Raw genomic sequence first — 24157 nt, forward strand, 5'->3', positions numbered from 1 at the left:
TAGCCGGTTTTTATTATTTTTCCGGCCCCATTTTGGGGTTTGAGTGGGGGGGGCGGCGGCCCGGGCGCGTGCGCTTTGTGCGGGCGCCCCTCAAGCCCCCGGGGGCCCCCGCCCCCCCGGCCGCCCCCCCCGCGACGGACGACCCCATGGAGATCCACCGCCTGTCGCCGGAGGGGGGTGGCGACGTACTCAAGGTGGTTGAGACAGCGCTCACCGAAGCAGAGGTGTCGGCGGTCTCGCTTGCTGGCCTGCCGATCGATGGTTCTGTGCAGGCCCTCCACGCCGCGCGTGAGTCCGGGCGGCGTGTGGCGGTCGTGAGCAACAACTCCGGGGAGTGCGTTCGCAGGTACCTCTTCCTTCATGGCCTCCTGGAAGTCGTGGACGAGGTGATCGGTCGGCCGCACCTCAGGCCGGATCTCATGAAGCCCTCGCCGCACCCGCTCCTGACTGCTGCTTCGTCTCTCGGTGTCGCACCTGATCGGACGGTTCTCGTAGGCGACTCTGTAACGGACATCGAAGCAGCCCGAGCTGCCAAGGCGCGGAGTATCGGCTTTGCCAACAAGGCAGGCAAGCACGCTTCCCTCACGGAAGCAGGCGCCGATGCCGTCGTCCTCGACATGCGCAGCATCGCTTCCGCACTGGCCTAGGCCCGGGGCCGTCTCTGGGCCGTCCGAGGGCGGCCAACGACGACCAACAACGACCACCAACGACCGTGCCGAATTGGCTCTGACGCAGCCTCAAGGCGGTTTCCTCATAGGCCCATTGAGGGAGCCAGACTTGAAACCAGTTCTAGTTATAGTGGGCAATGCTTGCGATGCTTGCGTTGCTCGCAGCAGCGGCCTGGAGAGGGGCGTCCATGACGGGGGCAGAAGCAGCGGGACCAACAGGAGCGGCAGGAGCGGCAGGAGCGGCAGGAGCGACAGCAGAGGTAACGGACCACGGTGGCGGGGTGTGGAGCATCCCGGTCCCCATCCCGGACAACCCCCTCGGCCACACCCTCGTCCACCTCCTGGACACGGACCGCGGCCCAGTCCTCGTCGACACCGGCTGGGACGACCCGACGGCCTGGGACACCCTCGCCGCCGGCCTCGCCGCCTGCGGCACCTCGGTGTCCGACGTCCACGGCGTGCTCATCACCCACCACCACCCCGACCACCACGGGCTGTCCGCCCAGGTGCGCGACGTATCCGGGGCATGGATCGCCATGCACGCCGCCGACGCCGAGGTCGTACGCCGCACCCGCGAGGCCGAGCCCACCCGCTGGCTCGACTACCTCGCCGTAAAGCTCACCGCCGCCGGAGCCCCCGAGGAACACCTCGCCCCGCTCCGCGCCGCCCGCGCGGCGGGCCGCGCCTCCTCCTCCCGCTCAGTCTCGGCGCGCTCCAACGCGCGGGCTTCCCTCGTCACTGCTCGCTCCTCCGACGCTGCGCGGCTCCTCAGTCCAGCCCGCACAGCGCGCCAAGACACGCTCATGGCCGCCCTCCCCGGCAGGCGCGCCGCCCAGCCCGACCGCCACCTCACCCCCGGGGAACTGCTCGACCTGCCCGGCCGCCGGCTGCGCGCCATCTGGACCCCGGGCCACACCCCCGGCCATGTCTGTCTGCACCTCGAAGAGGCCCATCCGGCGGCCGGCGAGGGCCTGCCCGGCCATGGCCGACTGTTCTCCGGCGACCATCTGCTTCCCGAGATCAGCCCGCATATCGGCCTGTACGAGGACCCTGACGACACCACCGTCACCGACCCCCTCGGCGACTACCTGGACTCCCTGAGCCGCATCGCCGCCCTCGACCCGGCCGAAGTGCTCCCCGCCCATCAGTACGCCTTCACCGACGCCCCGGGCCGGGTCCGGGCGCTGCTGCGCCACCACGAGGAGCGCCTGGCCGGGCTGCGCGCCCTGCTGCTCGGAGCGCCGCTGACACCCTGGCAGTTGGCCGAGTCCATGGAGTGGAACCGCCCCTGGGCCGAGATCCCGTACGGATCGCGCAACATCGCGGTCTCGGAGGCCGAGGCGCATCTGCGCCGTCTGGTGAAGCAGGGCCGGGCGGAGCCGGTGCCGGGCACGGACCCGGTGGCGTACCAGGCGGTTTGAGTCTCCCTCAGGGGTGGAGGCACCGGTGATCGACAGCTAGCCTTACCCCGCCCGGCCGGGCCGTACGGCGTCGTCGCCGTACGGGATCGAGTCGCGCCCACCCCCCGCCATGACGCTGTCATGCCCTGTTCATCCCAGCCCCATCCAGGAGTACGTGTGCCGACCTCCACCCCTGACTCCGGTCCGACCCCGCCCCCCGGCTGCCCCGCCCACACCGGGCAGGGCCGGGCACCGGGGCTGCCCGAGTCGCTGTACGGCGCCGAGTTCGCCGAAGACCCGTCCGCCGTCTATGCGCGGCTGCGCGCGTACGGGCCCGTCGCGCCCGTGGAGATCTCCCCCGGCGTCCACGCCTCGCTGGTCACCAGCTACTCCACCGCCCTGGAGGTCATGCGCAACACCGAGACCTTCCCCAGGGACCCGCGCCGCTGGGAAGCGCTCAACAACGGCACGGTCCCCATGGACAGCCCCGTCGTGCCGATGATGATGTACCGGCCCAACCCCATGTACACCGACGGCGAGGAGCACGACCGGTACCGCGGCGCGGTCTCCGACACCCTCAACCGGCTGAACCCGCACGCCCTGCGCACCTACGTCGAGGAGAGCGCCGATCTGCTCATCGACCTCTTCGGCCCCGAGGGCGAGGCCGAACTGCTCAGCGAGTACTGCGCCCGGCTGCCGCTGCTGGTCTTCAACCAGCTCTTCGGCTGCCCGCCCGAGCTGAGCGAGAAGCTGGTCAAGGGCATGGCCGCGCTGCTGGACGCCAGCGAGGACGCCGTGGAGGCCAACGCCGTCCTCATCGAGACCCTGCTCGCGCTGATCGCTTTGAAGCGGCGCGAACCCGGGGCGGACATCACCTCCTGGCTGCTGGCCCACCCCGCCCGGCTCAACGACGAGGAGTTGGTCAGTCAGCTCATCCTCCTCCTGGGCGCCGGGGTCGAGCCCGTGAAGAACCTGATCTGCAACGCGCTGCGGCTGCTGCTGTCCGACGAGCGGTTCGCGGGCGATCTGTCGGGCGGCACGATGCCGGTCGACGAGGCGCTCGACGAGGCGCTGTGGACCGACCCGCCGATCGCCAACTACGCCACTCACTTCCCGGTCCGCGACGTCACCATCGCCGGACACCGGGTGGGCAAGGGCACCCCCCTCCTCATCAGCATGGGCGCCGCCAACAACGACCCGCAGCTGGTTTCCGACCGCCGCGGCAACCGCGCCCACCTGGCGTTCGGCGCGGGCCCGCACGCCTGCCCCGCGAAGGACCCGGCGCGGATCATCGCCTCCACGGCCGTCGAGAAGCTTCTCGACCGTGTCCCGGACATCGAGTTGACCGTCGATGCCGCCCAACTCCAGTGGCGCCCGGGCCCATTTCACCGCGCTTTGGCCGCCCTGCCTGTGCGTTTCCCGCCGGTGGCCGCCAAGTACGATGCGACAGGCGCCGCGACCGACCAGACCACCGGAGACACCGCATGGAACAGCAGCCCGGATCCCTCGACCACGGCCCCCTTGTCCTCGACCCCCAGGGGCGCGACGTCCACGGGGAGGGAGCCCGGCTCCGGGAACGGGGCCCAGCGGCCCTGGTGGAACTCCCTGATCACGTGGTGGCGTGGGCGATAACCGACCCCACCCTCCTCAAGCAGCTGGTCACCGATCCGCGCGTCTCCAAGGACCCCCGGCAGCACTGGCCCAAGTTCATCGACGGTGAGATCCCCGCGACCTGGCCCCTGATCGCCTGGGTCGCGGTGGAGAACATGTTCACCGCGTACGGCGCCGACCACACCCGGCTGCGCAGGCTCGTCGCCAAGGCCTTCACCGGCCGCCGCACGGCCGCCCTGCGCCCCCGTATCGAGCACCTGGTGTCCCGTTTCCTCGACGACCTCGCGGCCGGCGGGCCCGACACCGCGGTCGACCTCAAGGCGGCGTACTGCCACCCGATCCCCATGGAGGTCATCTGCGAACTGCTCGGTGTCCCCGAGGGCGAGATGCGCGAGCGCGAACTGGAATTCGTCAGCACCATGTTCCGTACGAACGCGCCGCCCGAGGAGGCCATCGCCGCCTACCAGGGCCACGAGGCGCTGCTGCACGAACTGGTCGCGCTCAAGCGGCACTCGCCGGGCGACGACATCACCAGCGACCTCATCGCCGTCCGCGACGAGGACGGTTCGCACCTCAACGAACAGGAACTCGCCGACACCGTGGGCGTGTTGATCGCCGGGGGGTTCGAGACCACCGTCCAGCTGCTCGACAACGCCGTCCACGCCATGCTCACCCACCCCGACCAGCTCGCCCTGGTCCGCTCGGGCCAGGCCTCCTGGGACGATGTGATCGAGGAGACCCTGCGCGCCCAGCCGCCGGTGGTCAATGTGCCGCTGCGCTACGCCGTCGAGGACATCGAGCTCGAGGGCGTCACCATCAAGCAGGGCGACGCGATCATCCTCTCCCTCACCGCCGTCAACCGCCACCCCGAGGTCCACGGCGAGGACTCCGACCGCTTCGACATCACCCGTGCCGTCAAGGAGCACCTGGCCTTCGGCCACGGCGTCCACTACTGCCTGGGCGCCCCGCTGGCCCGCCTCGAAGCCCGTATCGCCCTCCCCGCGCTCTTCGACCGCTTCCCGGAGCTCCGGCTCGCGGTCCCCGCACAGGATCTCCGCCCCATGCCCACCCTCATCTCCAACGGCCACCAGGCCCTTCCGGTGCGCCTGGGCGGGGAAGCGGAGCTGACGGGCTGACAACACGTCCGTGGACGTGGCGGCCGTGGCTGTCACAGCCATGGCCGTCACGGTCGCGGGGAAGGCGCGCGGCTCAGACGCGGTTGCTACGATCACACCGACGCGAGAGACGCGTGATCACGTCACGAGGAGGTTGATGAATATGGCCGCCGTCGGCCCCCATCGGCATGTCCTCGTCCGGCCCGCGCCGTAGCGGAGCGCGGCCCGGGTCGTTCCAACAACCAGGAGTGACGCGTGTCTTCCACTTTCTCGACTTCTCACAACGATCTGACCACCGACCGCCTCGTCCTTCGGACGTGGACCGTCATCGAGGCCGCCGCGGTCATCGACAACACCAGGTCGGCGCACTGGGCGGACGACTTCCCCGCCGACGGCGACCGGGTGATCGCGAACCTCTTCGAGCAGCACCCGGACTGGCTCGGCGCATATGGCCACCGCCTGATCATCGAGCGTGACAGCGGCTTGACGGTGGGCTCGCTCGGCCTGTTCTGGCCGCCCAGCGACGGCAACCTCGAAATCGGATACGGCATCGTGGCCTCCCGCCGCGGGCGGGGCTACGCCACCGAGGCCACCCGGGCCCTGGCTGAGTTCGCCCTCACCGCGCCGGATGTCCACACCGTCTCCGCCGCCGTGGAGCTGCCGAACCCGTCGTCCCTCCGTGTGCTGGAGAAGTCGGGCTTCCACCACGTGGCCACCGAGGAGAACGTGGCCCGGTTCAGGATCACGCAGCCGGACCTCGACCGGCGGTGACCAGGCAGTGACCAGGTAGGGCGCGGTGGGGCCGGCGGCATGCCGTCGGCCCCACCGCGGCCGCGGTCAGCCGACCACATCGGCACAGTCGGCGAGCCGGCGGGCCAGGGCGCGTACGTGATCACGTAGCGCGTCCGGGTGCTCGATCACGAACGGGAGGTTCAGCCAGGCGAGCACGGAGGCGACCCAGTCCAGCCGCTCGGCGCGCAACAGGATCCGTACCCACGGGCCACCGTCCTGCGCCAAGCCGGCCGAGGGGGCGGAGTCGGCCGGGTCGGCCAAGTGGCCCGCGTCGGCCGGGAGTTCCCGCACGGTGGCGATCCCGGCCGGGAGCCGGGAGCGGACCTGCTCGGCGGTGCCCCGGACCCGCAGCGACACCTCGTGCAGATAGGGCACCTCAGCGAGCCCGGACAGCACCCGGGCGGTCGCGTCGAACCCCACGGGCACCTCGTACGACCCCGGTAGCTCCGTCGCCGCCTCGATCCGGTCCAGCCGGAACGTACGCACCTCGCCGCTGGCCGAGTCCGCCCCCGTCACATACCAGCGCCCGGAGTGGGCCACGATCCCGTACGGGTGCAGGGTGCGCTCGCTGCGCCGCCCGCTCCAGGCGGTGTACGTGAGGGCGACCGGCCGGCGGTGCCGCGCGGCCTCCGCGAGCTTCAGCAGCACGCCCGTCTCCGGGGTGGTCACGGGGCGGGCCGGGGCGGTGAAGTCGGCGGTGGCCAGCAGCGCGTCCAGGCGGCGGCCAAGTGCCTCGGGCAGCACCCGGCGCACCTTGGCGGCGGCGCTCTCCGTCGCCGCGACGGACGTGGTCACCAGCCCGGCCCGGCGGCCGGCGACCAGGCCGAGCAGCACGGCCAGCGCCTCCTCGTCGGTGAGCATCAGCGGCGGCATCCGGTAGCCGGGGGCGAGCCGGTAGCCGCCGTACCGGCCGCGCACCGACCGGACCGGGACGTCCAGGTCGATCAGGTGGTCGACATAGCGCCGGACGGTGCGCTCGTCCACGCCGAGCCGGTCGGCCAGGTCGGCGACGGTGCGGGTGCCGCCGGTCTGAAGGATCTCCAGCAGGGCGAGCACTCGGGCGGTCGGTCGGGTCATGCCCGGAAGTCTCCCGCTTATACCGGGCGGATCCTGTCCGGTATCCCTCCTAGCGTGTGGGCCATGGCAACCTACGTACTGCTCCCCGGGCTCTGGCTCGGGGCCTGGGCCTGGCGCCCGGTGACAGCCGAGCTGCGCCGCCGCGGGCACGACGTCCACCCGCTCAGCCTGACCGGCATGGCCGAGCGCGCGCACCTGGCCCGGCCCGACACCGACCTGGAGACGCACATCACCGATGTGCTCAACCTGATCCGCTACGAGGACCTGCACGATGTGGTGCTGGTCGGGCACAGCTACGCCGGTTCGGTGGTGATCCCGAGCGTGGCGGACCGGATGCCGGAACGGATCGGCCGGCTGGTGTTCATCGACAGCGGGCCGCTGCCGGACGGGATGTCCCAAGCGCAGTTCTCCCCACCGGAGGACCAGGCGCGCAACGCCGAACTGGTACGCACGGCGGGGCACGGCCGGCAGCTGCCACCGCCGCCATGGGAGGAGCTGGCCGCCAAGGCGCCCGAGCCGCCCGCGCTCCCCGACGGCACGTACGAGCGCCTGACGCGGCTGTCAACGCCACAGCCCTGGGCCACCGTCACCACCCCGGTCCGGCTGACCGGCGCCTGGGAGAAGCTGCCGCGGCTGCACATACTGTGCAGCTTCGGGATCGAACAGGTCCACGCGATGGCCGCCACCGTCCCCGCCTTCCGGCACATGGCGGACGACGGCTGGACCCACCGGGACCTGCCCGGCTGGCACTGGCCGATGTTCGACCAGCCCGGCGAGCTGGCGGCGATCCTGGACGAGGCTGCCGCGGCTGCCGCGGCGCACTGAAGCGCGGAAGCGGCCGTGTGCCGGGACGGTGGGCGGTAGCGTTCCTCCGACTGCGAACGATCTTTCATCCCGCCTCGGAGCAGCCATGAGTGACGCTTACTCCCCCGTCCCGGAACTCAACCGCCTCAAGGAGTTCGACGAGCGCATCGGAAACCATTACTACGCCACCGGCTTCGAACTCCTCGACTTCGACAAACTCGACGCCGCCGGGGGCTACTCGGACGAGCAGGAGTTCGTCGACAGCTTCCTCTGCTTCGCCTACGCCAACCACTCCGGTTCGCTCTATGCGCTCTGGCGCACAGACGATCGCGAGGACCTGGCCACCGTGCCCGTGGTGGTCTTCGGCGACGAGGGCGGAATCGGCATCGTCGCCAAAGACCTCCGGGACCTGTTCCGGCAACTCGGCTGCGACTGGCCGCAGTGGCCTTCCTGGGGCGGAGCCCAGTTCATGAAGCCCGACCCGGACGACGAGCCCAGCCCGCGCCACGAGGAGTACGTCGCCTGGCTGCACGACACCTTCGGTCTCACCCCGCCGGACAACCCCGGCGACCTCCTGGATCTCGCCAGGCGTGAGTTCGGCGCGCAGCTGGAGAGCTGGGTCGACCGCTTCTACCAGGAGGAGGACTGACCAGCGGCGGCGCGGCGACCGCCCGGTCAGCTCCCGGTCCTGCTACAGCACCCAGCTGTTTGGTCACAGCTCGGTGGGGTCCCTCCACCAGACGAACACCTCAGTGCTCGGCCGGCGTTCGGAGAACCGGCCCGACGGGGAGCCCTCGCGCAGCAGCCGACGCAGATCCGCCTCGAAGCCGTCGCGGCGCGGACCGAACAGATGCGGAGCGGAGAACGACATGGAGAACACCCCCGCGACCGCGTCGTCCCACGTCCGCACCAGCGCCTGCCCGCCGGGGACGACAAGGCGCTGAGGGCCGGCGAATCCCGCCCGGGCGAACACCGCCGCCTCACCGCCGGGCGTCCCCTGCGGCAGCAGCCCCTGGCCGGCCCGTCGGACCGGCCCCAGATAGCGCCTGACCAGATCGTCCATCGCGGCGTAGGGCACGGGCGGGTGGGGAAGGCCGTCGGTGGTCCGGGGCTCGTTCTTCACGTCCGAGATGTGTACGAGCGCCCCGCCGGGGCGGAGCATGCCCCTGATGGTTGCCGCCACCAGGTCGCGATCCATCCAGTGGAAGGACTGGCCGAAGGTCGCGACGTTGAAGGTGCCGAGATCCGCGGGCAGTTCCTCGGCTCGGGCCCGCACCCACCGCGTCTTGTCGGCGACTCCCGCCAGCGCGGCCTCGCGCCCGGCTTCGTCGATCATCCCGCTGTCCGGGTCCAGGCCGACGACCTCATGGAACAGCCGCGCCAGGCCCAGGGCGAGGATTCCTGGGCCGCATCCCACATCGATGAGGCGCCCTCGCCCGTCGAGTCGCAGGGCGTCGGCGAGCGCGTCCGCCAGCCCGGGTGCGTACGGGAGCCTCCCTCGCTGGTAGTAGGCGGCCGTGCCCGAGAACAGCGTGTCGTCCCACTTCCAGCCCGCGACCATGCCCTCACCCTTACGTTTCGCGGAGAACGAAGGACAGAGAACAGGAATACCTGTCTACTCGGCACCCGGTTTTCTGTGACTCAGCCCTCGAAGCCCTTGTCGCTCAGGATCTTGTCGATGCGGGCGCGGTGCGCCGCCTCCCAGGCGTCGAGGGATTCGTCGGCCTCCTTGGCCAACTTCGCCCGCGCGGCGCGCAACACCTCGTCCTGTCGGGCGTGGGGAGTGACCACGATGCCCTCCTCGTCGGCCACCACGATGTCACCGGCGTTGACGTCGACGCCGCCGCACCGCACCTGGACATTGAGCGGCTGAGCCGCCGCCTTGGTGCCCGGGATGGGGATGCCCCCCCTGGCGAAGACGGGGAAGCCCATCTCGCGCACCTCGCCGATGTCGCGTATCACTCCGTCGAGCACGAACGCCGCGATGCCGCGGCGCTGCGCGACGGCGCAGACGTTTCCTCCGGCGAGGGCGTAGTCCACGTCTCCCGACTCGACGACGATGACCGAGCCGGGCTGGGCACGGTGGATGGCCGCGTGGAGCATGAGGTTGTCGCCGGGAGGGCACCGCACGGTGAACGCGGGGCCGGCGACGCGCGGCGTCGGGGACCAGAGCGGGCGGATGCCGATGTCCATGACCTGGCCGCGGCCCAGGATGTCGGCGAGGGTGGTCGGGGGGATGTTCTCGAAGCCGGTGGCATCGGTCATGGTCTGCCTTCTTCCATCTTCCATCTGCTGCCATGGACGAGGGGGTCCGGCGGACCACCCTCGCCCATGATCGCCCATGGCGGTGGCTACCTGACGGTGGTCAACGGACCGGCTCGTTGTGCCGCTCGAAGCCCGGCAGGGACGGGGGGACGGCGAGCGCTCCGTCGCTCCAGCTGACCTGGTAGCGGGCGGTGCCGCCCGAGGGGCAGCAGTTCGGATCGCTGTCGTTGTAGATGGGGCGGGCGAGCGTCACCGACTTGCCGTCCTGCGCTTCGACCGCCATCGCCCCTGGTCCGCTCGCCTGGCCCACGAACCGGTTTCCGTGGAAGAAGAACACGGCCGCGCAGTTTCCGTCGTAGCTGCCCGTACACATGCCCCTGACGGCGCGGAGCGGGCCGGGGAGAGCGCCGAGCGCATCGGCCGTGAGGTCGGGGGTGTGGCTGGTGTTCTCGATGAGCCTCAGAGCGGCCGTAGCGTCCAACTGGTCCTGTTCAGCCGCCGGTTGCGCGGCACAGCCGACGAAGGTCATCAGCGCGGCCGGGGGCTTCATCCCGCGGAGCCTGCCGCAGTCACGGAGCCAGTCGGGGTCGTACGGGTCGTCCATGAGGGGCAGCAGATGGACGGCGGGGTAGAAGTGGCGGGCGTTGCGCTTGAAGACGCTGATCGTCACGGAGTCCGAGGCCGGTTCGTCGGACCAGACGACGGCCGCCCACCCGGGCCAGCACTTCGTTTCGCCCAGATACGCTTCCGTGTCGTACTTGGCGACGGCCTCGAGCTCCTTCTTCATCCACGCCCGGGAGGGGCAGGCCACCGCCTTGTCGGGGTCGGCCTTCTTCGCCTTGGCCTTGGCCTTGACTTCGCCCGGGGCGGACTCCCAGAGCGTACGCGGTTTGGTCACGGGAAACCCCACGTTGATGTCACGACCTCCGGGGGGTATACCGAGCAGGAGACCCGCATCACCAGGTTTGATACTGGCCCCGACCACTAGCTCCTGAAAGTGTCTGACCTTGGCTGAGTCGTTCTTGACATCGATCTTTCCTTCGACAGGCCAGGCGTAGTCGACATAGACGGAGCCGACCAAGAAGTCGATGACGGGGCTCACCTTGAGTTTTACGCGAGCGCCGATCTTCGCCTTCGCCATGAGATCGGCTACCCCGACCAGCTTGGCCGTGGCCTTCGGAGGCCAGCCGGTGGCGTCGGCCGTAGGCTTCCGGGTCAGGCTCAGCCGCGCATTTCCCTGAAGGTCCACGGGACTCTCGATTTCCAGCTTCGCTCCGATCGATCCCTTGACCTTCACATTGAGAAACGCAACCAGTTCGGGATCCAGGGTGAAAGGCCCGACCCTGAGAAGCTTCACGGGTATGGAGCGCAGGGTCAGCGCGGGAAACTCTTGGTCGTAGATGCACTGTGCGCCCGCCGGAGTACCGACCGTCAGCTTGTACTTCTGCTGCATCTGGAGGTCCACCTTGCTCCAGACGCCCTCCCGCTTGTTCCACCCGAACGTCGAGCCTGCCATGCCGAATTGCATCTGGCTGTGCTCGAATCTGATGAGCGGCATCCCGTTCCCGCATTTCAGATTCTGGGCGAACTTCCCTTTCCCCTGCCAGGTGTCCACCCTGATGGAGAGCTCGGACTGGCTATCGGGCTCGGGGCTGGAGGAGGCGGCCGCAGCAGGCATCTGATAGGCCGCCGGCTGCATCGCGTCCTTCGTCTCGCTCGAGGTGTCCTCGACCCGCAGCACCGCCTTGGGCATCGCCTGCTGAAGCGTGGCGTCCTTGGTCCTGACGACGATCCGGTCCTTCTCCCGGGTCACCCGGCGCACCTCGCGCACCAGCCCCTGCGGCGTCCGCCCGCTCTCCGGCGCGACGATGAAAGCGCCCTTCTTCAGCTTGCGCGCCGTCGCCGAGTCCGCGGCGAAGACCATCTCCGACTTGCCGGGGCGCTTGAGGAGTCCGGAGTCGGCGGAGTCCGGGGCATTCAGGACCGTCGTCTTCTCCGAGAGGGCCACGGCGTAATCGATCACCGCCCGCTCGGTCTCGCCACTGCTCACCGTCCAGGTCGTGGCCTCGTCCGCCGTGTAGTAGATATTTCCCTTCGCATGGCCGGCCTTCGCCGTGATGCGGTAGTCACCGGGCTTGACGGAGAACGTCTTGTCGGTCGTCAGCTCTTCACTGAAACCGTTCGCCCCGCTGATATGGAGGGTGAAACGTGCCTTGGCGGGAAGGCCCGTGACCTTGACTGCCAGTTTTCCCGGCCGGTTGGCCGCCATCTGCCACGCGGTGAGCAGGCCGGCGGAGACGGCCAGCGCGATCCCGGCCGACAGCAAGATACGCAACGACCGCCTGCGCGGCCACCATTTCGACATTCGATGCCCCCGATGTGTTCTGCTCGCGCGCCCGCTACTGGAAATCGCCGGTCTGGAAGTTACCGCGGAGCACGAAGTCGTCCCCCACCCCCTGCGGTAGCGGCCCCAACTCCTCCGGCTGCCCGGGCGACGTCAAGCCGGCCCGATACAGCTTTATGCCGCCGTCGTCCAGAGTGTCTTCCGATGCGATGTAGAGATATTGACGATCCGCGGACATGGCCACGGAAAGAATCGTGTTATCCGTCTCGGGGGCGATCCCCGCCTTCACCTCGGCCTCCAGCGGGCCGTCAAGCTTCTTTCCCAGCTCGCTCGCGTCAGCCCGGACGGAGAAGAAGGTGTCGGACGCCCCCTCGCAGAGGATGTCGTCGGCGTTGATCCAGGCCACGGGGTCACAGTCGCGCACTTCGTCGCCGTCGCGCACGACCATCTGGTCGGTGGGGTCGCCGAAGGCCGTGTCGTCGTCGAGCCGGTCCATGTGGGGTGCCAGGAGATCGACGTCGAACCCGTCATACGAGTCGATGCCGTCGATGATGGTGCCGGGAGAGACAGCGAACTTCCCGCTCGGATGAATGAGGCGCGGACAGGTGACGGCCGCCGAGTTCACCGGGCGGTAGAAGCCGTCCTTCCCGGATCGCTCGTCATGGCAGGCCTTGCTGATCGGGTGCCGGGAGAGGCTGCCGTTCTCATCCGCCGAGTAGTACACCTGCTCGTCCCGAAGGAACCACAGCGATCCGTCCGGGGCGAATCCAGGGAACTCGTCGGAGTGCTTCTCCGGGCTGTAGCCCCCTTTCCGCGCGGCCTCGGTGATGTCCGTGAACTCCCCCGTGGCCAGGTCAAGCCACCCCACATGCGACGACGTGAGGGCGCCCGCCTCGTCCGTGACCACCTCGACCGCGACGCGCCGGCCGTCCGGCGAGACCGGGCTGACCCCCAGGTCCGCCGCGCTCTTGCCGTACTGCCGCTTCCCGCAGAGGCTGCGTACGAACGCCCGGTCCGCGTCCCCCTCCTCGGCGATCTCGGCGAGCCGGGACAACAGCGGCTCCTCGGAGTACGTGGCGACCCGCTTGCTGAACGTGTCGTCGAAGGCCGCGACGTGCTCACCCTTGCCGTCCCCGTCATCCCAGCACATCACCGGCCCGGTGGCCGAAGCCACACGGGAGAGGTCCCTCATCGCCCCGGCGAGCCCGGAACCCGCCGCATCCCCGGAATCCCCCGCATCCCCCGAATCCGCCGCACCCGCCCCGGACTTGCGCCCGCCGCCGTCCGAGACGCCGGATCGCCCGCCGTCCTTCCCCGAGTCGCCGGACGCGCCGCACGCGGTCACGCCTCCCACCGCGAGAACGGTCGCCGCCGCCACCGCGGCCACATATGCCTTACGCACTCAGCTCTCCGCCTTCCCCCAAGCGTGACTGCCCTTAGAAGCGAGAATAGTATTAACCATGCGATGCACCTTCACGGCAAGTCGGCTGCCCAGTACGCCCGGCAGCCGATGAAGGATCATTGGGGCGCACCCGACCACGACAAGGAGGCGACGGTGTCCGGCACAGACGGAGACGGGGGCGGAGGCGAGCGCATGGCAGGGCTGACCCGGCGGGAGCGGCTACGCGCAGAGCTCGAGCGCGACGCCAAGGCCGCCGCACGCCGGATCACCGCCGCGGAGGGCGTCGAAGGTCTCACCGTGGCCGCCGTGGCCCGCAGCGTCGGCGTGACCTCGCCCGCCCTCTACCGCTACTTCGAGGGCAGGAACGGACTCATCCGCGCCGTCTACGACGATGTGATGGCGGAGTTCATGCAGGTGGTCGCGGCGGCGGTGGAACGGCAGGACCCCGACGACATCAGCGCCCGGCTGCACGCCGCCACCCGGGCGGTATTCGACTGGTCAGTGGGCAATCCGGCGGAGTTCAACCTGCTCATGGGCGCCGCCTACCCCATGGCGGCCGCCGCGTCCGCCGACGACATCCCGCACGCCATATTGCGTGAGCTGGGCGGGATGTACGGGCAGCTCTTCACCCGGCTGTGGCGCGAGCGGCAACTCGCCCACCCGTCCGACGACGAGATCGACCCGGTCCTGGCGCGGCAGTTGCGGACGTACCGCGAGGCCATGGGCATCGAAGTCCCCATCGGTGTCGCGCTCCTGATGATCACCTGCTGGCGCCAGATCTACGGCATGCTCTGTCTGGCCGTCTACAGCCACATGTCCTACGCCCTGGACGACCCGGTGCCGCTGTTCGAGGACATGATGGACCGTCTCCTCGGCATCCTCGGCCTCACCCGCAGTCCTCGCCTGGTGATCTGAGAAGCGGTGATCTGAGGAGCGCCGCCGCGCCCGTCCGTACGGCGGCCCAGTCGGTGGCGTACGCATACCGCCGCGCCCGCTCCAGCCACCCCGCCCGGTCCCGGTGCTCGCGGCGCAGCCGCTCCAGGTCGAGCTCGGCCCCCGGCGGCGGCCCCGCCGCCTCCAACTCGCCGATCCGCAGCTCCATCGCCTCCAGCAGCGCACGGTCGAGCTCGGCCACGGCGGCGACGAAGGCGCTGGTCGGCACGGTCACCAGGCCCGTGGCCGGGCCGGCGAACTCGATCTCCTTCTCGGGGTCGGGCTGGTGCGCCCAGCTGACGTTCACAACGTCCTCCCCCGCGACCGTCCGCCAGCAGCGGATGTACGGCTCGACGCGCAGATATCCCATGTTCAGGGTGCGATCGCCGTACCACCCGGCCGCGGCGTCGACCTCCGGGGTGTCCTCCCAGCACCAGTCGGAGGAGTCACAGGCCACGAAGTCGGCCAGGTCCTCGGGCACCGGCTCAAGCGCCGCCGGCAGCAGCGCGAGCAGGTCCTCCCACAGCCGGACCACGTAGTAGTCCACATACGGATGCGCCGGGCCGACGCCCCCGCCGCCCCCTCCGCCCCGCAGCCGCCGCACCGTGCGCTCCGAGTAGCGCAGCAGTTCATGCTCGCCGAGGTCGATGGCGTACCAGCCGTCGGTCAGCCCGAACCAGTGCAGTACGGGGTGCTCGGGCCGCCCCCACGGCCGTACCTCGGCCAAGGGGGTCAGGCCGAAACGGAACCGGATCATGGGAAGAGTATGGGCCCGCACCGGAGCCCGCCCCCAGGGCCCGACCGCCGTGGAACGCCCCGGTTCGGCGCCGGATAAGGTATCCGTGAAAACTTCATCCGCGTCCGATCGGGGGAAGCCGGTGAGAACCCGGCGCTGACCCGCAACCGTGAGTACGGGCTGTGTGCCGCAGAGCGTACGAGCCGGAGCACCTGATCTGGCGCACCGCAGGCTCCCGCCGTCGGCCCGTCCGGCGGCGGCACCGTCGAGGTATGCGGAGCTGAGCCCGGTGTCATCGCGTTCGTACGTCCCTCGGCGTGCGGGGTGGGCGGCCGTGCGTGGCCGCGTACCGATGTCCAGCCACCGCCGAGACCATCGACCGAGAGGCACCCGTCGCCATGAACGTACGCCGCAGCGCCACGGCTCTGGCCGCCCTGGCCGCCCTGTGCACGGCCGCCGCCCCCGCCGCGTTCGCCGACGCCTCGCCCTCCCCCAAACCGTCCGGCGGCTCGGCGGCGCTGCCCAAGGGGCTGTACGGCACCAAGGACCCCAAGTTCGACGGGGTGTGGCGGCAGTCACTCGCGCTGCTCGCCCAGGACGCGGTCGGGGTCACCCCGGCGAGGTCGGCCATCGACTGGCTGGCCGGGCAGCAGTGCGAGGACGGCGGCTTCGCCGCGTACCGGGCGGACGCCTCCGCGGCCTGCGACCCGAAGAAGGGCGAGTTCACCGACGCGACCGCGGCGGCGGTACAGGCTCTGGCCGCTGTCGGTGGGCGCAGCGCCTCGGTCGAGAAGGGCATCGGCTGGCTGAAGAAGCACCAGAACGACGACGGCGGCTGGGGCCTGAACCCGGGCAGCCCGAGCGACGCCAACTCCACCTCCGCCGCAGTCGGCGCCTTCGCCGCCACCGGCCAGGACCCGAAGCAGGTGAAGTCGGCCAAGGGCGGCAAGACGCCGTACGACGTGCTGCTGGGCCTCCAGCTGGGGTGTGATGCGAAGGAGGGGCAGCGCGGGGCGTTCGCGTATACGGCAGACAAGGGCAAGCTCGTCGCCAACGACCTGGCGACCGCGGCCGCCGCGCTGGCCACCGAGGGCAAGGGCTTCGTCTTCGAACCGGCCGGCAAGGACGCCGGCAAGGCCCCGAAGCCGCTGGACTGCGGCGCGGGCAAGGGCGGCGGCGAACCGGCCGGGGCCGACGGGGCGGCCGAGGCCGCGCAGGCCGCCGCCGCGTATCTGTCGGAGACCATGGCCGGGCACGGCAACCACCTGCTGTCCGCCATGCCCGGCGCCAAGGCCCAGCCCGACTTCGGCAGCACGGCGGACGCGATCGTCGCGCTGGCCGCCGGGGAGCACAGCGCGACCGCGGCCAAGCCCCTGCAGTGGCTGCAGAGCGAGAAGAGCGGCGCGCTGGCGTGGGCGAAGGGCGACCCGGGCGCCCTGGGCAAGCTGGTCCTGGCGGCACACGCGGCCGGTGCGGACCCGCGCAGCTTCGGCGGCGTGGACCTCGTCCAGCAGCTGAACGCCACGGGCCCGAAGCCGGAGTCGGTCTCGGCGTCCGGGTCGGAGTCGGGCAAGGACTCGGACTCCGACTCCGGTAAGGATGAGGACAAGAAGAGCGACGACGAGGGGGGCATCGGCGGCGTCTGGTGGACGGTCGGCGTCTTCATGGTGGCCGGTATCGGCATCGGCTTCCTGCTGAGCGGCCGGAAGAAGCAGCAGCTCTGATGGGCCGGCGCGCCGCCCTCGTCTGCGCCGTGCTCCTGTCCGCGCTGGTGTCCGTGGTCACGCTCGGCGCCTCGCCCGCGCAGGCCGCGGGCTACCGCTACTGGTCGTTCTGGCAGCGGGAGCGGGGCGCCGGCGGCTGGACGTACGCCACGCAGGGGCCCGCCACGGCCCGGCCGGGCGACGGCGACATGATCGGGTTCCGGTTCGCGGTGAGCGAGGACTCCGGGGACGCCACCCAGCCGCGCGACTCGGCCGGCTTCAAGACGGTCTGTGCGCACACCCCGGCGAAGGACGGCACCAAACGCGTCGCGGTGGTCCTGGACTTCGGCACGGCCGCCGACGCCCCCGACCACCGCACCCCGCCCGAGCCCCGTACGGAGTGCGCGCGGGTCGGCCAGGACGCGAGCGCCGGGGACGCGCTGGCGGCCGTCGCCAAACCGCTGCGCTACAACTCCTCCGCCCTGCTGTGCGCCATCGCCGGCTACCCCGCCAGGGGCTGCGGCGAACAGGTCGACGCCACCAGCGGCGGCAGTAGTAGTAGTAGTGGCGGGGACGGCGGGCAGGGCGGCGGAGGCGGCCCGTCGGCCGGTCTTGTCGGCGGTCTGGCCGCCGTGGTCGCGCTGGGGGCCGCCGCCGTATGGCAGGCGCGCCGCCACCACCGGCGATGAGCGGCACCGACCGGGCCGCCGTCACCGGACATCCGCGCACCGCCGGGCACCCGGGCACCGCCGGACGCCCAGGCGCCGCCGGACATCCGGGCACCGCGCGCGGCGCGCTGCACGCCGGGGCCTGGTGGCTGTGGGCCCTCGGGCTGGCCACGGCCGCCTCCCGGACCACCAATCCGCTGCTGCTGGGGCTGCTCGTCGCCGTCGCGGGCTATGTGGTCGCCGCGCGCCGTACGGACGCGCCGTGGGCGCGCTCGTACGGCGCGTTCCTCAAGCTGGGTCTTGTGGTGCTGGCGATCCGGCTGTGCTTCGCGGTCCTCCTCGGCTCGCCGATCCCCGGTACGCACGTACTGGTCACGCTCCCCGAAGTCCCGCTCCCCGACTGGGCGCAGGGCGTTCGGATCGGCGGCCGGGTCACCGCCGAGGGGCTGACCTTCGCGCTGTACGACGGGCTGAAGCTGGCCACCCTCCTGATCTGCGTCGGCGCGGCGAACGCGCTCGCCAACCCCGCCCGGCTGCTCAAGTCCCTGCCCGGCGCGCTGTACGAGGCGGGCGTCGCGGTCGTCGTCGCGATGTCCTTCGCCCCGAACCTGGTCTCCGACGTCCAGCGGCTGCGCGCCGCCCGCCGGCTGCGCGGCCGCCCCGACCGCGGGGTACGCGCCCTGCTGCAGGTCGGGCTGCCGGTCCTGGAGGGCGCGTTGGAGCGTTCGGTGGCGCTCGCTGCCGCGATGGACGCGCGCGGCTACGGCCGCACCGCCCACGTCCCGCCCGCCGTCGCCCGCGCCACCGCCGTCCTCACCCTCGGCGGGCTGCTCGGCGTCTGCGCCGGTACGTACGGGCTGCTGGCGGCGCAGGGCGCGGGCTTCGGCCTGCCGGTGCTGCTCGCCGGGCTCGCCGCCGCGCTCGCCGGGCTGTGGCTGGGCGGCCGCCGTTCGGTGCGCAGCCGCTACCGGCCGGACCGGTGGGGCGCGCGGGCGTGGCTGGTGTCGGGGTCGGGGGTGGCGGTCGCGGGCCTGATGATCTGGGCCGCCTCGTACGCCCCACAGGCCCTGAACCCGCCCGCCGTTCCGCTCACCGCGCCCGTACTGCCGCTGTGGCCCGCGGCCGGGGTGCTGGTCGGGCTGCTCCCGGCGGTCGTGGCCCCGGCGCCGGGACCGGGGCCGGGACCGGGGCCGGGACCGGGACCGGGGCCGGGGCCGGGGCCGGGACCGGGGCCGGCAGTGCCCACAGCCCGGAAGACCATTCAGCCCCAGAAGACCACTCGGCAGACCAGTGAGGACACCGGTAAGGAGGCCACACGGTGATCCGCTTCGAGCAGGTGTCCGTCACCTACGACAACGCGGCGCGACCCGCCCTCCAGGGCGTGGATCTGACCGTTCCGGAGGGGGAGCTGTGTCTGCTCGTCGGCCCCTCGGGAGTCGGCAAGTCGACTCTCCTGGGCGCCGTCTCCGGTCTGGTGCCGCACTTCACGGGCGGCACGCTGCGCGGGCGGGTCATCGTGGCGGGCCGGGACACCCGGACCCACAAGCCGCGCGAACTGGCCGATGTCGTGGGCACGGTGGGCCAGGACCCGCTGGCCCACTTCGTCACGGACACCGTCGAGGACGAACTCGCGTACGGCATGGAGTCGCTGGGCGTCCCCCCGGACACCATGCGCCGCCGGGTCGAGGAGACCCTGGACCTGCTCGGCCTCGCCGCGCTGCGCGACCGGCCCATCGCGACGCTCTCCGGCGGACAGCGGCAGCGGGTCGCCATCGGCTCGGTGCTCACCACGCACCCGCGCGTCCTGGTCCTCGACGAGCCGACGTCGGCGCTTGACCCCGCGGCGGCCGAGGAGGTCCTGGCGGTGCTGCAGCGGCTCGTACACGACCTCGGCACCACCGTGCTGATGGCCGAACACCGCCTGGAGCGGGTGGTCCAGTACGCGGATCAGCTGATCCTGCTGCCCTCCCCCGGCGAGGCCCCCGTCGTCGGGGACCCGGCCGAGGTGATGGCGGTCTCGCCCGTCCAGCCGCCCGTGGTCGAGCTCGGCCGCCTCGCGGGCTGGACCCCCCTCCCGCTGTCCATACGGGACGCCCGCCGCAAGGCGGCCCCGCTGCGGGAGCGGCTGACACCACTCACACCGCTCACGCCGCTCGCACCGGGCGAAGATCCGCACGAGGGAGGCGGTGGGCCCGTCGCCGAGGCGGGGCGGCTGGCCGTACGCCGCGGTCGAACCGAGGCGCTGCGCGGCGTGGACCTGACGGTGCGGCCGGGCGAGACGGTGGCGCTGATGGGCCGCAACGGGGCGGGAAAGTCGACCTTGCTGTCCACGCTGGTGGGGATGCACACGCCCGCCTCTGGTTCGGTACGCGTCGGGGGCGGCGAAGGTGGCGGGCGTGGCCGGGGTGGCGGTGGCCGGGGCGTCGACAGCCGCGGCGTCGTACCGCACCGCACCCGGCCCGCCGAACTGCTGCGCCACGTCGGCCTCGTACCGCAGGAGCCGCGCGACCTGCTCTACGCCGACACCGTCGCGGCGGAGTGCGCGGCGGCCGACCGCGACGCGGGCGCGGCCCCGGGCAGCTGCCGCGAGCTGGTCGGCCGCCTGCTGCCCGGCGTGGCGGACTCGGCGCACCCCCGCGATCTGTCCGAGGGCCAGCGGCTGGCGCTCGCGCTGTCGGTCGTCCTCACCGCGCGCCCGCCGCTGCTCCTGCTCGACGAGCCGACCCGCGGACTGGACTATGCGGCGAAGGCGCGCCTGGTCGAGATCCTGCGCGCCCTGGCCGCCGACGGCCACGCGACCGTCCTGGCCACGCACGACGTGGAGCTGGCCGCCGAACTCGCCCACCGGGTGGTGATCCTGGCCGACGGCGAGGTCGTGGCCGACGGCCCGACGGCGGAGGTGGTGGTGTCCTCCCCCGCGTTCGCCCCGCAGGTCGCCAAGGTGCTGGCCCCGCTGCCGTGGCTGACGGTCCGGCAGGTACGGCGGGCCTTGGCGGACCAGGAGCGGGCCACATGACGCCGGGTGGCGGCGTCGGTACGGAGCAGAACGAGCCGGGTAAAGCCCCCGGCACCCGCCAGGTCCGCGCGGTCCGCCTCGGCCCCCGCTCCGTCGCCGCCCTCGCCCTCGTCTCCGCGATCGGCGTCGCCGCGTTCGGCTGGCCGCTGCTGGCCGACTCCGCCTCCGGACTGGCCCACTCCGCCGACGCGCCATGGCTGTTCGCCGCTCTGCTGCCACTGCTGCTGGCCGTCGTCGTGGCGACGATCGCCGACACCGGTCTCGACTCCAAGGCCGTCGCGATGCTGGGGGTACTGGCCGCCGCCGGGGCCGCCCTGCGGCCGCTGGGCGCGGGGACGGCGGGCATCGAGCCGATGTTCTTCCTGATGGTGTTGTCGGGGCGGGTGCTGGGCCCCGGGTTCGGCTTCGTACTCGGCGCGGTGTCGATGTTCGCCTCCGCGCTGCTGACGGGCGGGGTCGGGCCGTGGATGCCGTTCCAGATGCTGTCCATGGGGTGGGTGGGCATGGGCGCGGGCCTGCTGCCGGGGGCGGATCGGTTGCGCGGGCGCGGGGAGCTGTTCCTGCTCGCCGGGTACGGAGCGGTCGCGTCCGTCCTGTACGGCACGGTGATGAACCTGCAGGGCTGGCCCTACATCGCGGGGATGGCTTCGGGCGTGTCGTTCGTACCGGGCGATCCGCTGTCGCACAACCTGGCCCGCTTCGTCGCGTACTGCCTGGCGACGTCCCTCGGCTGGGACCTCCCGCGCGCGGTGGTCACGGTGGTGCTCACCCTCACCCTCGGCCGTACGGTCCTCAGGGCCCTGCGCCGTGCGACCCGCCGGGCGGCCTTCGACGCGCCGGTCGCCTTCAAGGAGCCGTGAAGCCGCGAACGGGCGGTACCGACGAGCGTGCATCGGTACCGCCCGCGACTTCCGGGAGCGGCTAGCCCTGGTGGTACACGTTCACCGACCAGTCAGCGATCCACTTCCCGTCCCCGTACTGCAGATTGGCCGCGCACTTGTAGGTGTTGCCGTCGCAGTTGAGCGCTGTGACCGGCACCGGCGCGGCGACGGCCGCCGGGGCCAGGGCGGATGTGGTCATGAGCAGGGCTCCGAGCCCCAGAAACGTACCGGTGAGCATGCGGCGAGCTGACATGTTCGTCGCTCCCCTTCGACTCGGTCGGCGTTGACCGAGGCGTAAGGAAGCAGACGACCCTCGCGACCGGCTCGAGCCCGGGCGACTGCCGTTCTGACCGGCGGAGCTATCCGCCGAGCGCGGCGACGAGGTCCGGCAGCCGGTCGGTGGCCGCGGCCACGCCGAGTCCGTCCATGTAGTCGCGGGTGTGGACGATCAGACCGTCCCGGACCCGGATCACCAGGATCCCCGGGACGGTGACGGGGCGGCCGGTTGGCGCCAGCGCCCCGACCACGGTCTGCTCGACGACGACCGTGCCCGCCTCCGCGGTCTCGTGGATCGCCACATCGCGGATCGCCTCGGGCTCCACGGGGGTCGCGCCCCACATCGCCCGGTAGCCAGCCCGGATCTCCTCGCGCCCGTTGAAGCAGGTGGGCAGTCCGGGGAACAGGAACGGGAACTCATGGCGGGCGTCGACCGCGTACAGGTCGGCGAGGTCGTCCGCGGACTTGTTCAGCATCGCGCGGTGGAAGCGCTCGACGATGTCATGTAGCGCGGCGGCGGTGGTTTCGGGCATGACGATGCGCTCCGTTCACTCATGCGTTTCACTCAACATGCGTTGACTCAACGAGTGTAGAGCGAGCGCGCCCTCGGTCAACAGCTGTAGAGCGATCGGTAGAGTCGGGGATATGACCGCAGCAGCCGGACCCACCCGCGCCGAGCGCCGCCGCAACACCGAGCAGCGCATCCTCGCCGCCGCCCGCGAGCTGTTCGCCGAGCGCGGCTTCGAGCGCACCACGATCCGCGCGGTCGCCTCGGCGGCGCGGGTCGACCCCGCACTGGTCATGCAGTACTTCGGCTCGAAGCAGGAGCTGTTTTCCCAGGCCGTACGGATCTCGGTCGCGGGGGCGGAGGACCGGCCGCGGACCGGCGGCCCCGAGGCGCTGACGGACTCGCTGCTGGCCTCGCTCGGGATGAAGATCGGCGGGCTCCCGGAGGCCTCGCTGGCGATGCTGCGCTCCATGCTCACCCACCCGGAGGCGGCGGAGGCGGCCCGCACCGCCCTCGACCATCAGATCACCGATCTCGCGGCCGCCATCTCAGCCGGGCACGAGGGCGAGCATCAAGACGGGCACCACCAGGCCGAGGACGCCCGGCTGCGTGCCGCACTGGCCGTCGCCACCATGGTCGGGGTGACCATCGGCCATCAGCTGCTCGGCATCGACGATCTGCGCCGCGCCTCCCCGGAGGAGGTCGCCGCCGCCCTGCGGCCCGCCCTGCACGCCCTGGTCACAGGCGCCGAATGAGCGTCGGTCACAGGCGCTGAATGATCGTCCCGGTGGCCAGCGCGCCACCCGCGCACATCGTGATCAGCGCGAACTCCTTGTCCGCCCGCTCCAGTTCATGCAGCGCCGTGGTGATCAGCCGGGCGCCGGTGGCCCCCACCGGGTGCCCCAGCGCTATCGCGCCGCCGTTGACGTTCACCTTCTCCAAGTCCTGTTCGAAGACCTGCGCCCATGACAACACCACCGACGCGAACGCCTCGTTGATCTCGACGACGTCGATGTCCTTGAGCGTCATCCCCGCCTTGCCGAGCACCGCACGCGTCGCGTCGATCGGCCCGTCCAGGTGGTAGTGCGGATCGGCGCCGACCAGCGCCTGGGCGACGATCCGCGCGCGCGGCTTGAGCTTGAGCGCCCGCGCCATGCGCTTGGACGCCCACATCACCGCCGCCGCCCCGTCGGAGATCTGGGAGGAGTTGCCCGCGGTGTGCACGGCGGTCGGCATCACCGGCTTGAGCCCGCCGAGCGCTTCCATGCTGGTGTCGCGCAGCCCCTCGTCGCGGTCGACGAGCCGCCACATGCCCTGCCCGGCCGCCTGTTCGTCCTCGGTCGTCGGCACCTGCACCGCGAAGGTCTCGCGCTTGAAGCGCTCCTCCGCCCACGCCCGGGCGGCCCGCTCCTGCGAGAGGAGGCCGAGGGCGTCCACCTTCTCCCGGGTGAGCCCGCGGCGGCGCGCGATCCGCTCCGCTGCCTCGAACTGGTTGGGCAGATCGACGTTCCACTCGTCCGGAAACGGCTTACCGGGCCCGTGCTTGGAGCCGCTGCCGAGCGGCACCCGCGACATGGCCTCGACGCCGCAGCCGATGCCGACGTCGATGACGCCGGTCGCGACCATGTTGGCCACCATGTGGTTGGCCTGCTGCGAGGAGCCGCACTGGCAGTCGACGGTCGTGGCCGCGGTCTCGTACGGCAGGCCGCAGGCCAGCCAGGCGTTGCGGGCGGGGTTCATCGACTGCTCGCCGGCGTGGGTGACGGTGCCGCCGACGATCTGTTCGACGCAGTCGGGCTGGATACCGGTACGGGCGAGGAGTTCGCGGTATGTCTCACCGAGCAGATAGGCGGGGTGCAGATTGGCGAGTGCCCCTCCGCGCTTGCCGATGGGCGTGCGTACGGCTTCGACGATGACGGGTTCCGCGGCCATGACTCGTCCGTCCTCTCTGATTCCGC

23 protein-coding genes and 1 riboswitch are annotated in these 24157 nt (G+C 71.5%); of the genes, 14 read left to right on the forward strand and 9 right to left on the reverse strand.

Translation table 11 applies throughout. The annotated features are described in order from the left end of the window. The first annotated feature begins 146 nt into the window (after positions 1–146). The 5 genes from ACFV2X_RS36590 to ACFV2X_RS36610 all read left to right on the forward strand — a co-directional run bounded on the left by ACFV2X_RS36590 (position 147) and on the right by ACFV2X_RS36610 (position 5565). Positions 147–647 (forward strand): HAD family hydrolase, encoded by a 501-nt coding sequence (locus tag ACFV2X_RS36590; RefSeq protein WP_385625172.1) that lies wholly within the window; start codon positions 147–149, stop codon positions 645–647. A 302-nt stretch (positions 648–949) separates the two neighbouring features. Continuing rightward, positions 950–2089 carry an MBL fold metallo-hydrolase gene (locus tag ACFV2X_RS36595; protein ID WP_385625174.1) on the forward strand — a complete coding sequence of 380 codons (1140 nt, stop codon included), beginning with the start codon at positions 950–952 and terminating at the stop codon, positions 2087–2089. Between the two features lie 156 nt (positions 2090–2245). Continuing rightward, complete coding sequence (locus tag ACFV2X_RS36600; protein ID WP_385625177.1) at positions 2246–3700, forward strand: cytochrome P450; 1455 nt, start codon at positions 2246–2248, stop codon at positions 3698–3700. After that, positions 3682–4815 carry a cytochrome P450 gene (locus ACFV2X_RS36605; RefSeq protein WP_385625347.1) on the forward strand — a complete coding sequence of 378 codons (1134 nt, stop codon included), beginning with the start codon at positions 3682–3684 and terminating at the stop codon, positions 4813–4815. Before ACFV2X_RS36600 ends, ACFV2X_RS36605 begins: the two co-directional genes overlap by 19 nt. A gap of 234 nt (positions 4816–5049) precedes the next feature. Beyond that, positions 5050–5565, forward strand: a complete 516-nt coding sequence (locus ACFV2X_RS36610) for a GNAT family N-acetyltransferase (protein WP_385625180.1) — start codon at positions 5050–5052, stop codon at positions 5563–5565. 66 nt (positions 5566–5631) lie between these two features. Here the strand turns inward: ACFV2X_RS36610 and ACFV2X_RS36615 are convergent, their stop codons facing one another. Beyond that, positions 5632–6663 carry a helix-turn-helix transcriptional regulator gene (locus ACFV2X_RS36615; RefSeq protein ID WP_385625183.1) on the reverse strand — a complete coding sequence of 344 codons (1032 nt, stop codon included), beginning with the start codon at positions 6661–6663 and terminating at the stop codon, positions 5632–5634. A 63-nt stretch (positions 6664–6726) separates the two neighbouring features. Here ACFV2X_RS36615 and ACFV2X_RS36620 point away from each other — a divergent pair, with 63 nt between their 5' ends. Further along, positions 6727–7488, forward strand: a complete 762-nt coding sequence (locus ACFV2X_RS36620; protein ID WP_385625186.1) for an alpha/beta fold hydrolase — start codon at positions 6727–6729, stop codon at positions 7486–7488. Positions 7489–7573: 85 nt separating this feature from the next. Then, positions 7574–8116 carry a hypothetical protein gene (locus tag ACFV2X_RS36625; RefSeq protein WP_385625188.1) on the forward strand — a complete coding sequence of 181 codons (543 nt, stop codon included), beginning with the start codon at positions 7574–7576 and terminating at the stop codon, positions 8114–8116. Between the two features lie 63 nt (positions 8117–8179). Here ACFV2X_RS36625 and ACFV2X_RS36630 read toward each other — a convergent pair whose 3' ends face one another. The 4 genes from ACFV2X_RS36630 to ACFV2X_RS36645 form a co-directional block, all read right to left on the reverse strand. Further along, complete coding sequence (locus tag ACFV2X_RS36630) at positions 8180–9028, reverse strand: class I SAM-dependent methyltransferase (RefSeq protein ID WP_385625190.1); 849 nt, start codon at positions 9026–9028, stop codon at positions 8180–8182. Positions 9029–9108: 80 nt separating this feature from the next. Next, complete coding sequence (locus ACFV2X_RS36635) at positions 9109–9732, reverse strand: RraA family protein (RefSeq protein WP_385625192.1); 624 nt, start codon at positions 9730–9732, stop codon at positions 9109–9111. 100 nt (positions 9733–9832) lie between these two features. Beyond that, a complete protein-coding gene (locus ACFV2X_RS36640; RefSeq protein WP_385625194.1) occupies positions 9833–12067 on the reverse strand; it encodes an LppP/LprE family lipoprotein in 2235 nt (744 codons plus the stop codon). Between the two features lie 64 nt (positions 12068–12131). Further along, complete coding sequence (locus ACFV2X_RS36645) at positions 12132–13478, reverse strand: hypothetical protein (protein WP_385625196.1); 1347 nt, start codon at positions 13476–13478, stop codon at positions 12132–12134. Between the two features lie 63 nt (positions 13479–13541). Between ACFV2X_RS36645 and ACFV2X_RS36650 the strand changes: the two genes are divergently transcribed. After that, positions 13542–14393 (forward strand): TetR/AcrR family transcriptional regulator, encoded by an 852-nt coding sequence (locus ACFV2X_RS36650; RefSeq protein ID WP_385625197.1) that lies wholly within the window; start codon positions 13542–13544, stop codon positions 14391–14393. On the opposite strand, the gene ACFV2X_RS36655 is transcribed toward ACFV2X_RS36650, so the two are convergent. Continuing rightward, a complete protein-coding gene (locus tag ACFV2X_RS36655; protein ID WP_385625199.1) occupies positions 14365–15168 on the reverse strand; it encodes a DUF5984 family protein in 804 nt (267 codons plus the stop codon). The genes ACFV2X_RS36650 and ACFV2X_RS36655 overlap by 29 nt on opposite strands. Before the next feature lie 112 nt (positions 15169–15280). Continuing rightward, positions 15281–15360: riboswitch (cobalamin riboswitch) on the forward strand. A gap of 185 nt (positions 15361–15545) precedes the next feature. On the opposite strand from ACFV2X_RS36655, the gene ACFV2X_RS36660 reads away from it, so the two are divergent. From ACFV2X_RS36660 to ACFV2X_RS36680, 5 genes are read left to right on the forward strand one after another with little or no spacing between them, the layout of a single operon-like run. Next, entirely contained in the window at positions 15546–16871 is a 1326-nt protein-coding gene (locus ACFV2X_RS36660) for a prenyltransferase/squalene oxidase repeat-containing protein (RefSeq protein ID WP_385625349.1), read from the forward strand. Next, on the forward strand, positions 16871–17539 hold the full coding sequence (locus ACFV2X_RS36665; protein WP_385625200.1) for an SCO2322 family protein: 669 nt from the start codon (positions 16871–16873) through the stop codon (positions 17537–17539). The genes ACFV2X_RS36660 and ACFV2X_RS36665 overlap by 1 nt, the downstream gene beginning before the upstream one ends. Further along, complete coding sequence (locus tag ACFV2X_RS36670; RefSeq protein ID WP_385625203.1) at positions 17536–18840, forward strand: CbiQ family ECF transporter T component; 1305 nt, start codon at positions 17536–17538, stop codon at positions 18838–18840. Before ACFV2X_RS36665 ends, ACFV2X_RS36670 begins: the two co-directional genes overlap by 4 nt. Further along, positions 18837–20534 (forward strand): ABC transporter ATP-binding protein, encoded by a 1698-nt coding sequence (locus tag ACFV2X_RS36675; RefSeq protein ID WP_385625206.1) that lies wholly within the window; start codon positions 18837–18839, stop codon positions 20532–20534. Before ACFV2X_RS36670 ends, ACFV2X_RS36675 begins: the two co-directional genes overlap by 4 nt. Beyond that, complete coding sequence (locus ACFV2X_RS36680; protein WP_385625209.1) at positions 20531–21394, forward strand: ECF transporter S component; 864 nt, start codon at positions 20531–20533, stop codon at positions 21392–21394. Before ACFV2X_RS36675 ends, ACFV2X_RS36680 begins: the two co-directional genes overlap by 4 nt. 61 nt (positions 21395–21455) lie before the next feature. Here ACFV2X_RS36680 and ACFV2X_RS36685 read toward each other — a convergent pair whose 3' ends face one another. Beyond that, entirely contained in the window at positions 21456–21668 is a 213-nt protein-coding gene (locus tag ACFV2X_RS36685; protein WP_385625211.1) for a hypothetical protein, read from the reverse strand. 106 nt (positions 21669–21774) lie between these two features. Further along, complete coding sequence (locus tag ACFV2X_RS36690; protein ID WP_385625213.1) at positions 21775–22224, reverse strand: nuclear transport factor 2 family protein; 450 nt, start codon at positions 22222–22224, stop codon at positions 21775–21777. A gap of 112 nt (positions 22225–22336) precedes the next feature. Between ACFV2X_RS36690 and ACFV2X_RS36695 the strand changes: the two genes are divergently transcribed. Further along, complete coding sequence (locus tag ACFV2X_RS36695) at positions 22337–22954, forward strand: TetR/AcrR family transcriptional regulator (protein WP_385625215.1); 618 nt, start codon at positions 22337–22339, stop codon at positions 22952–22954. A 7-nt stretch (positions 22955–22961) separates the two neighbouring features. On the opposite strand, the gene ACFV2X_RS36700 is transcribed toward ACFV2X_RS36695, so the two are convergent. Continuing rightward, entirely contained in the window at positions 22962–24131 is a 1170-nt protein-coding gene (locus ACFV2X_RS36700) for a steroid 3-ketoacyl-CoA thiolase (protein WP_385625217.1), read from the reverse strand. Positions 24132–24157 lie beyond the last annotated feature (26 nt).

This window comes from Streptomyces sp. NPDC059679, from assembly GCF_042734105.1.
Lineage (GTDB): Bacteria > Actinomycetota > Actinomycetes > Streptomycetales > Streptomycetaceae > Streptomyces.

Bases quoted from the DNA above. Each gene is read 5' to 3' on its own strand.
- ACFV2X_RS36660 (WP_385625349.1), top strand. From the start codon at position 15,546: ATGAACGTACGCCGCAGCGCCACGGCTCTGGCCGCCCTGGCCGCCCTG.
- ACFV2X_RS36630 (WP_385625190.1), bottom strand. From the start codon at position 9,028: ATGGTCGCGGGCTGGAAGTGGGACGACACGCTGTTCTCGGGCACGGCC.
- ACFV2X_RS36700 (WP_385625217.1), bottom strand. From the start codon at position 24,131: ATGGCCGCGGAACCCGTCATCGTCGAAGCCGTACGCACGCCCATCGGC.
- ACFV2X_RS36625 (WP_385625188.1), top strand. From the start codon at position 7,574: ATGAGTGACGCTTACTCCCCCGTCCCGGAACTCAACCGCCTCAAGGAG.
- ACFV2X_RS36670 (WP_385625203.1), top strand. From the start codon at position 17,536: ATGAGCGGCACCGACCGGGCCGCCGTCACCGGACATCCGCGCACCGCC.
- ACFV2X_RS36650 (WP_385625197.1), top strand. From the start codon at position 13,542: ATGCACCTTCACGGCAAGTCGGCTGCCCAGTACGCCCGGCAGCCGATG.
- ACFV2X_RS36680 (WP_385625209.1), top strand. From the start codon at position 20,531: ATGACGCCGGGTGGCGGCGTCGGTACGGAGCAGAACGAGCCGGGTAAA.
- ACFV2X_RS36620 (WP_385625186.1), top strand. From the start codon at position 6,727: ATGGCAACCTACGTACTGCTCCCCGGGCTCTGGCTCGGGGCCTGGGCC.
- ACFV2X_RS36685 (WP_385625211.1), bottom strand. From the start codon at position 21,668: ATGTCAGCTCGCCGCATGCTCACCGGTACGTTTCTGGGGCTCGGAGCC.
- ACFV2X_RS36615 (WP_385625183.1), bottom strand. From the start codon at position 6,663: ATGACCCGACCGACCGCCCGAGTGCTCGCCCTGCTGGAGATCCTTCAG.
- ACFV2X_RS36690 (WP_385625213.1), bottom strand. From the start codon at position 22,224: ATGCCCGAAACCACCGCCGCCGCGCTACATGACATCGTCGAGCGCTTC.
- ACFV2X_RS36635 (WP_385625192.1), bottom strand. From the start codon at position 9,732: ATGACCGATGCCACCGGCTTCGAGAACATCCCCCCGACCACCCTCGCC.
- ACFV2X_RS36590 (WP_385625172.1), top strand. From the start codon at position 147: ATGGAGATCCACCGCCTGTCGCCGGAGGGGGGTGGCGACGTACTCAAG.
- ACFV2X_RS36655 (WP_385625199.1), bottom strand. From the start codon at position 15,168: ATGATCCGGTTCCGTTTCGGCCTGACCCCCTTGGCCGAGGTACGGCCG.
- ACFV2X_RS36665 (WP_385625200.1), top strand. From the start codon at position 16,871: ATGGGCCGGCGCGCCGCCCTCGTCTGCGCCGTGCTCCTGTCCGCGCTG.
- ACFV2X_RS36695 (WP_385625215.1), top strand. From the start codon at position 22,337: ATGACCGCAGCAGCCGGACCCACCCGCGCCGAGCGCCGCCGCAACACC.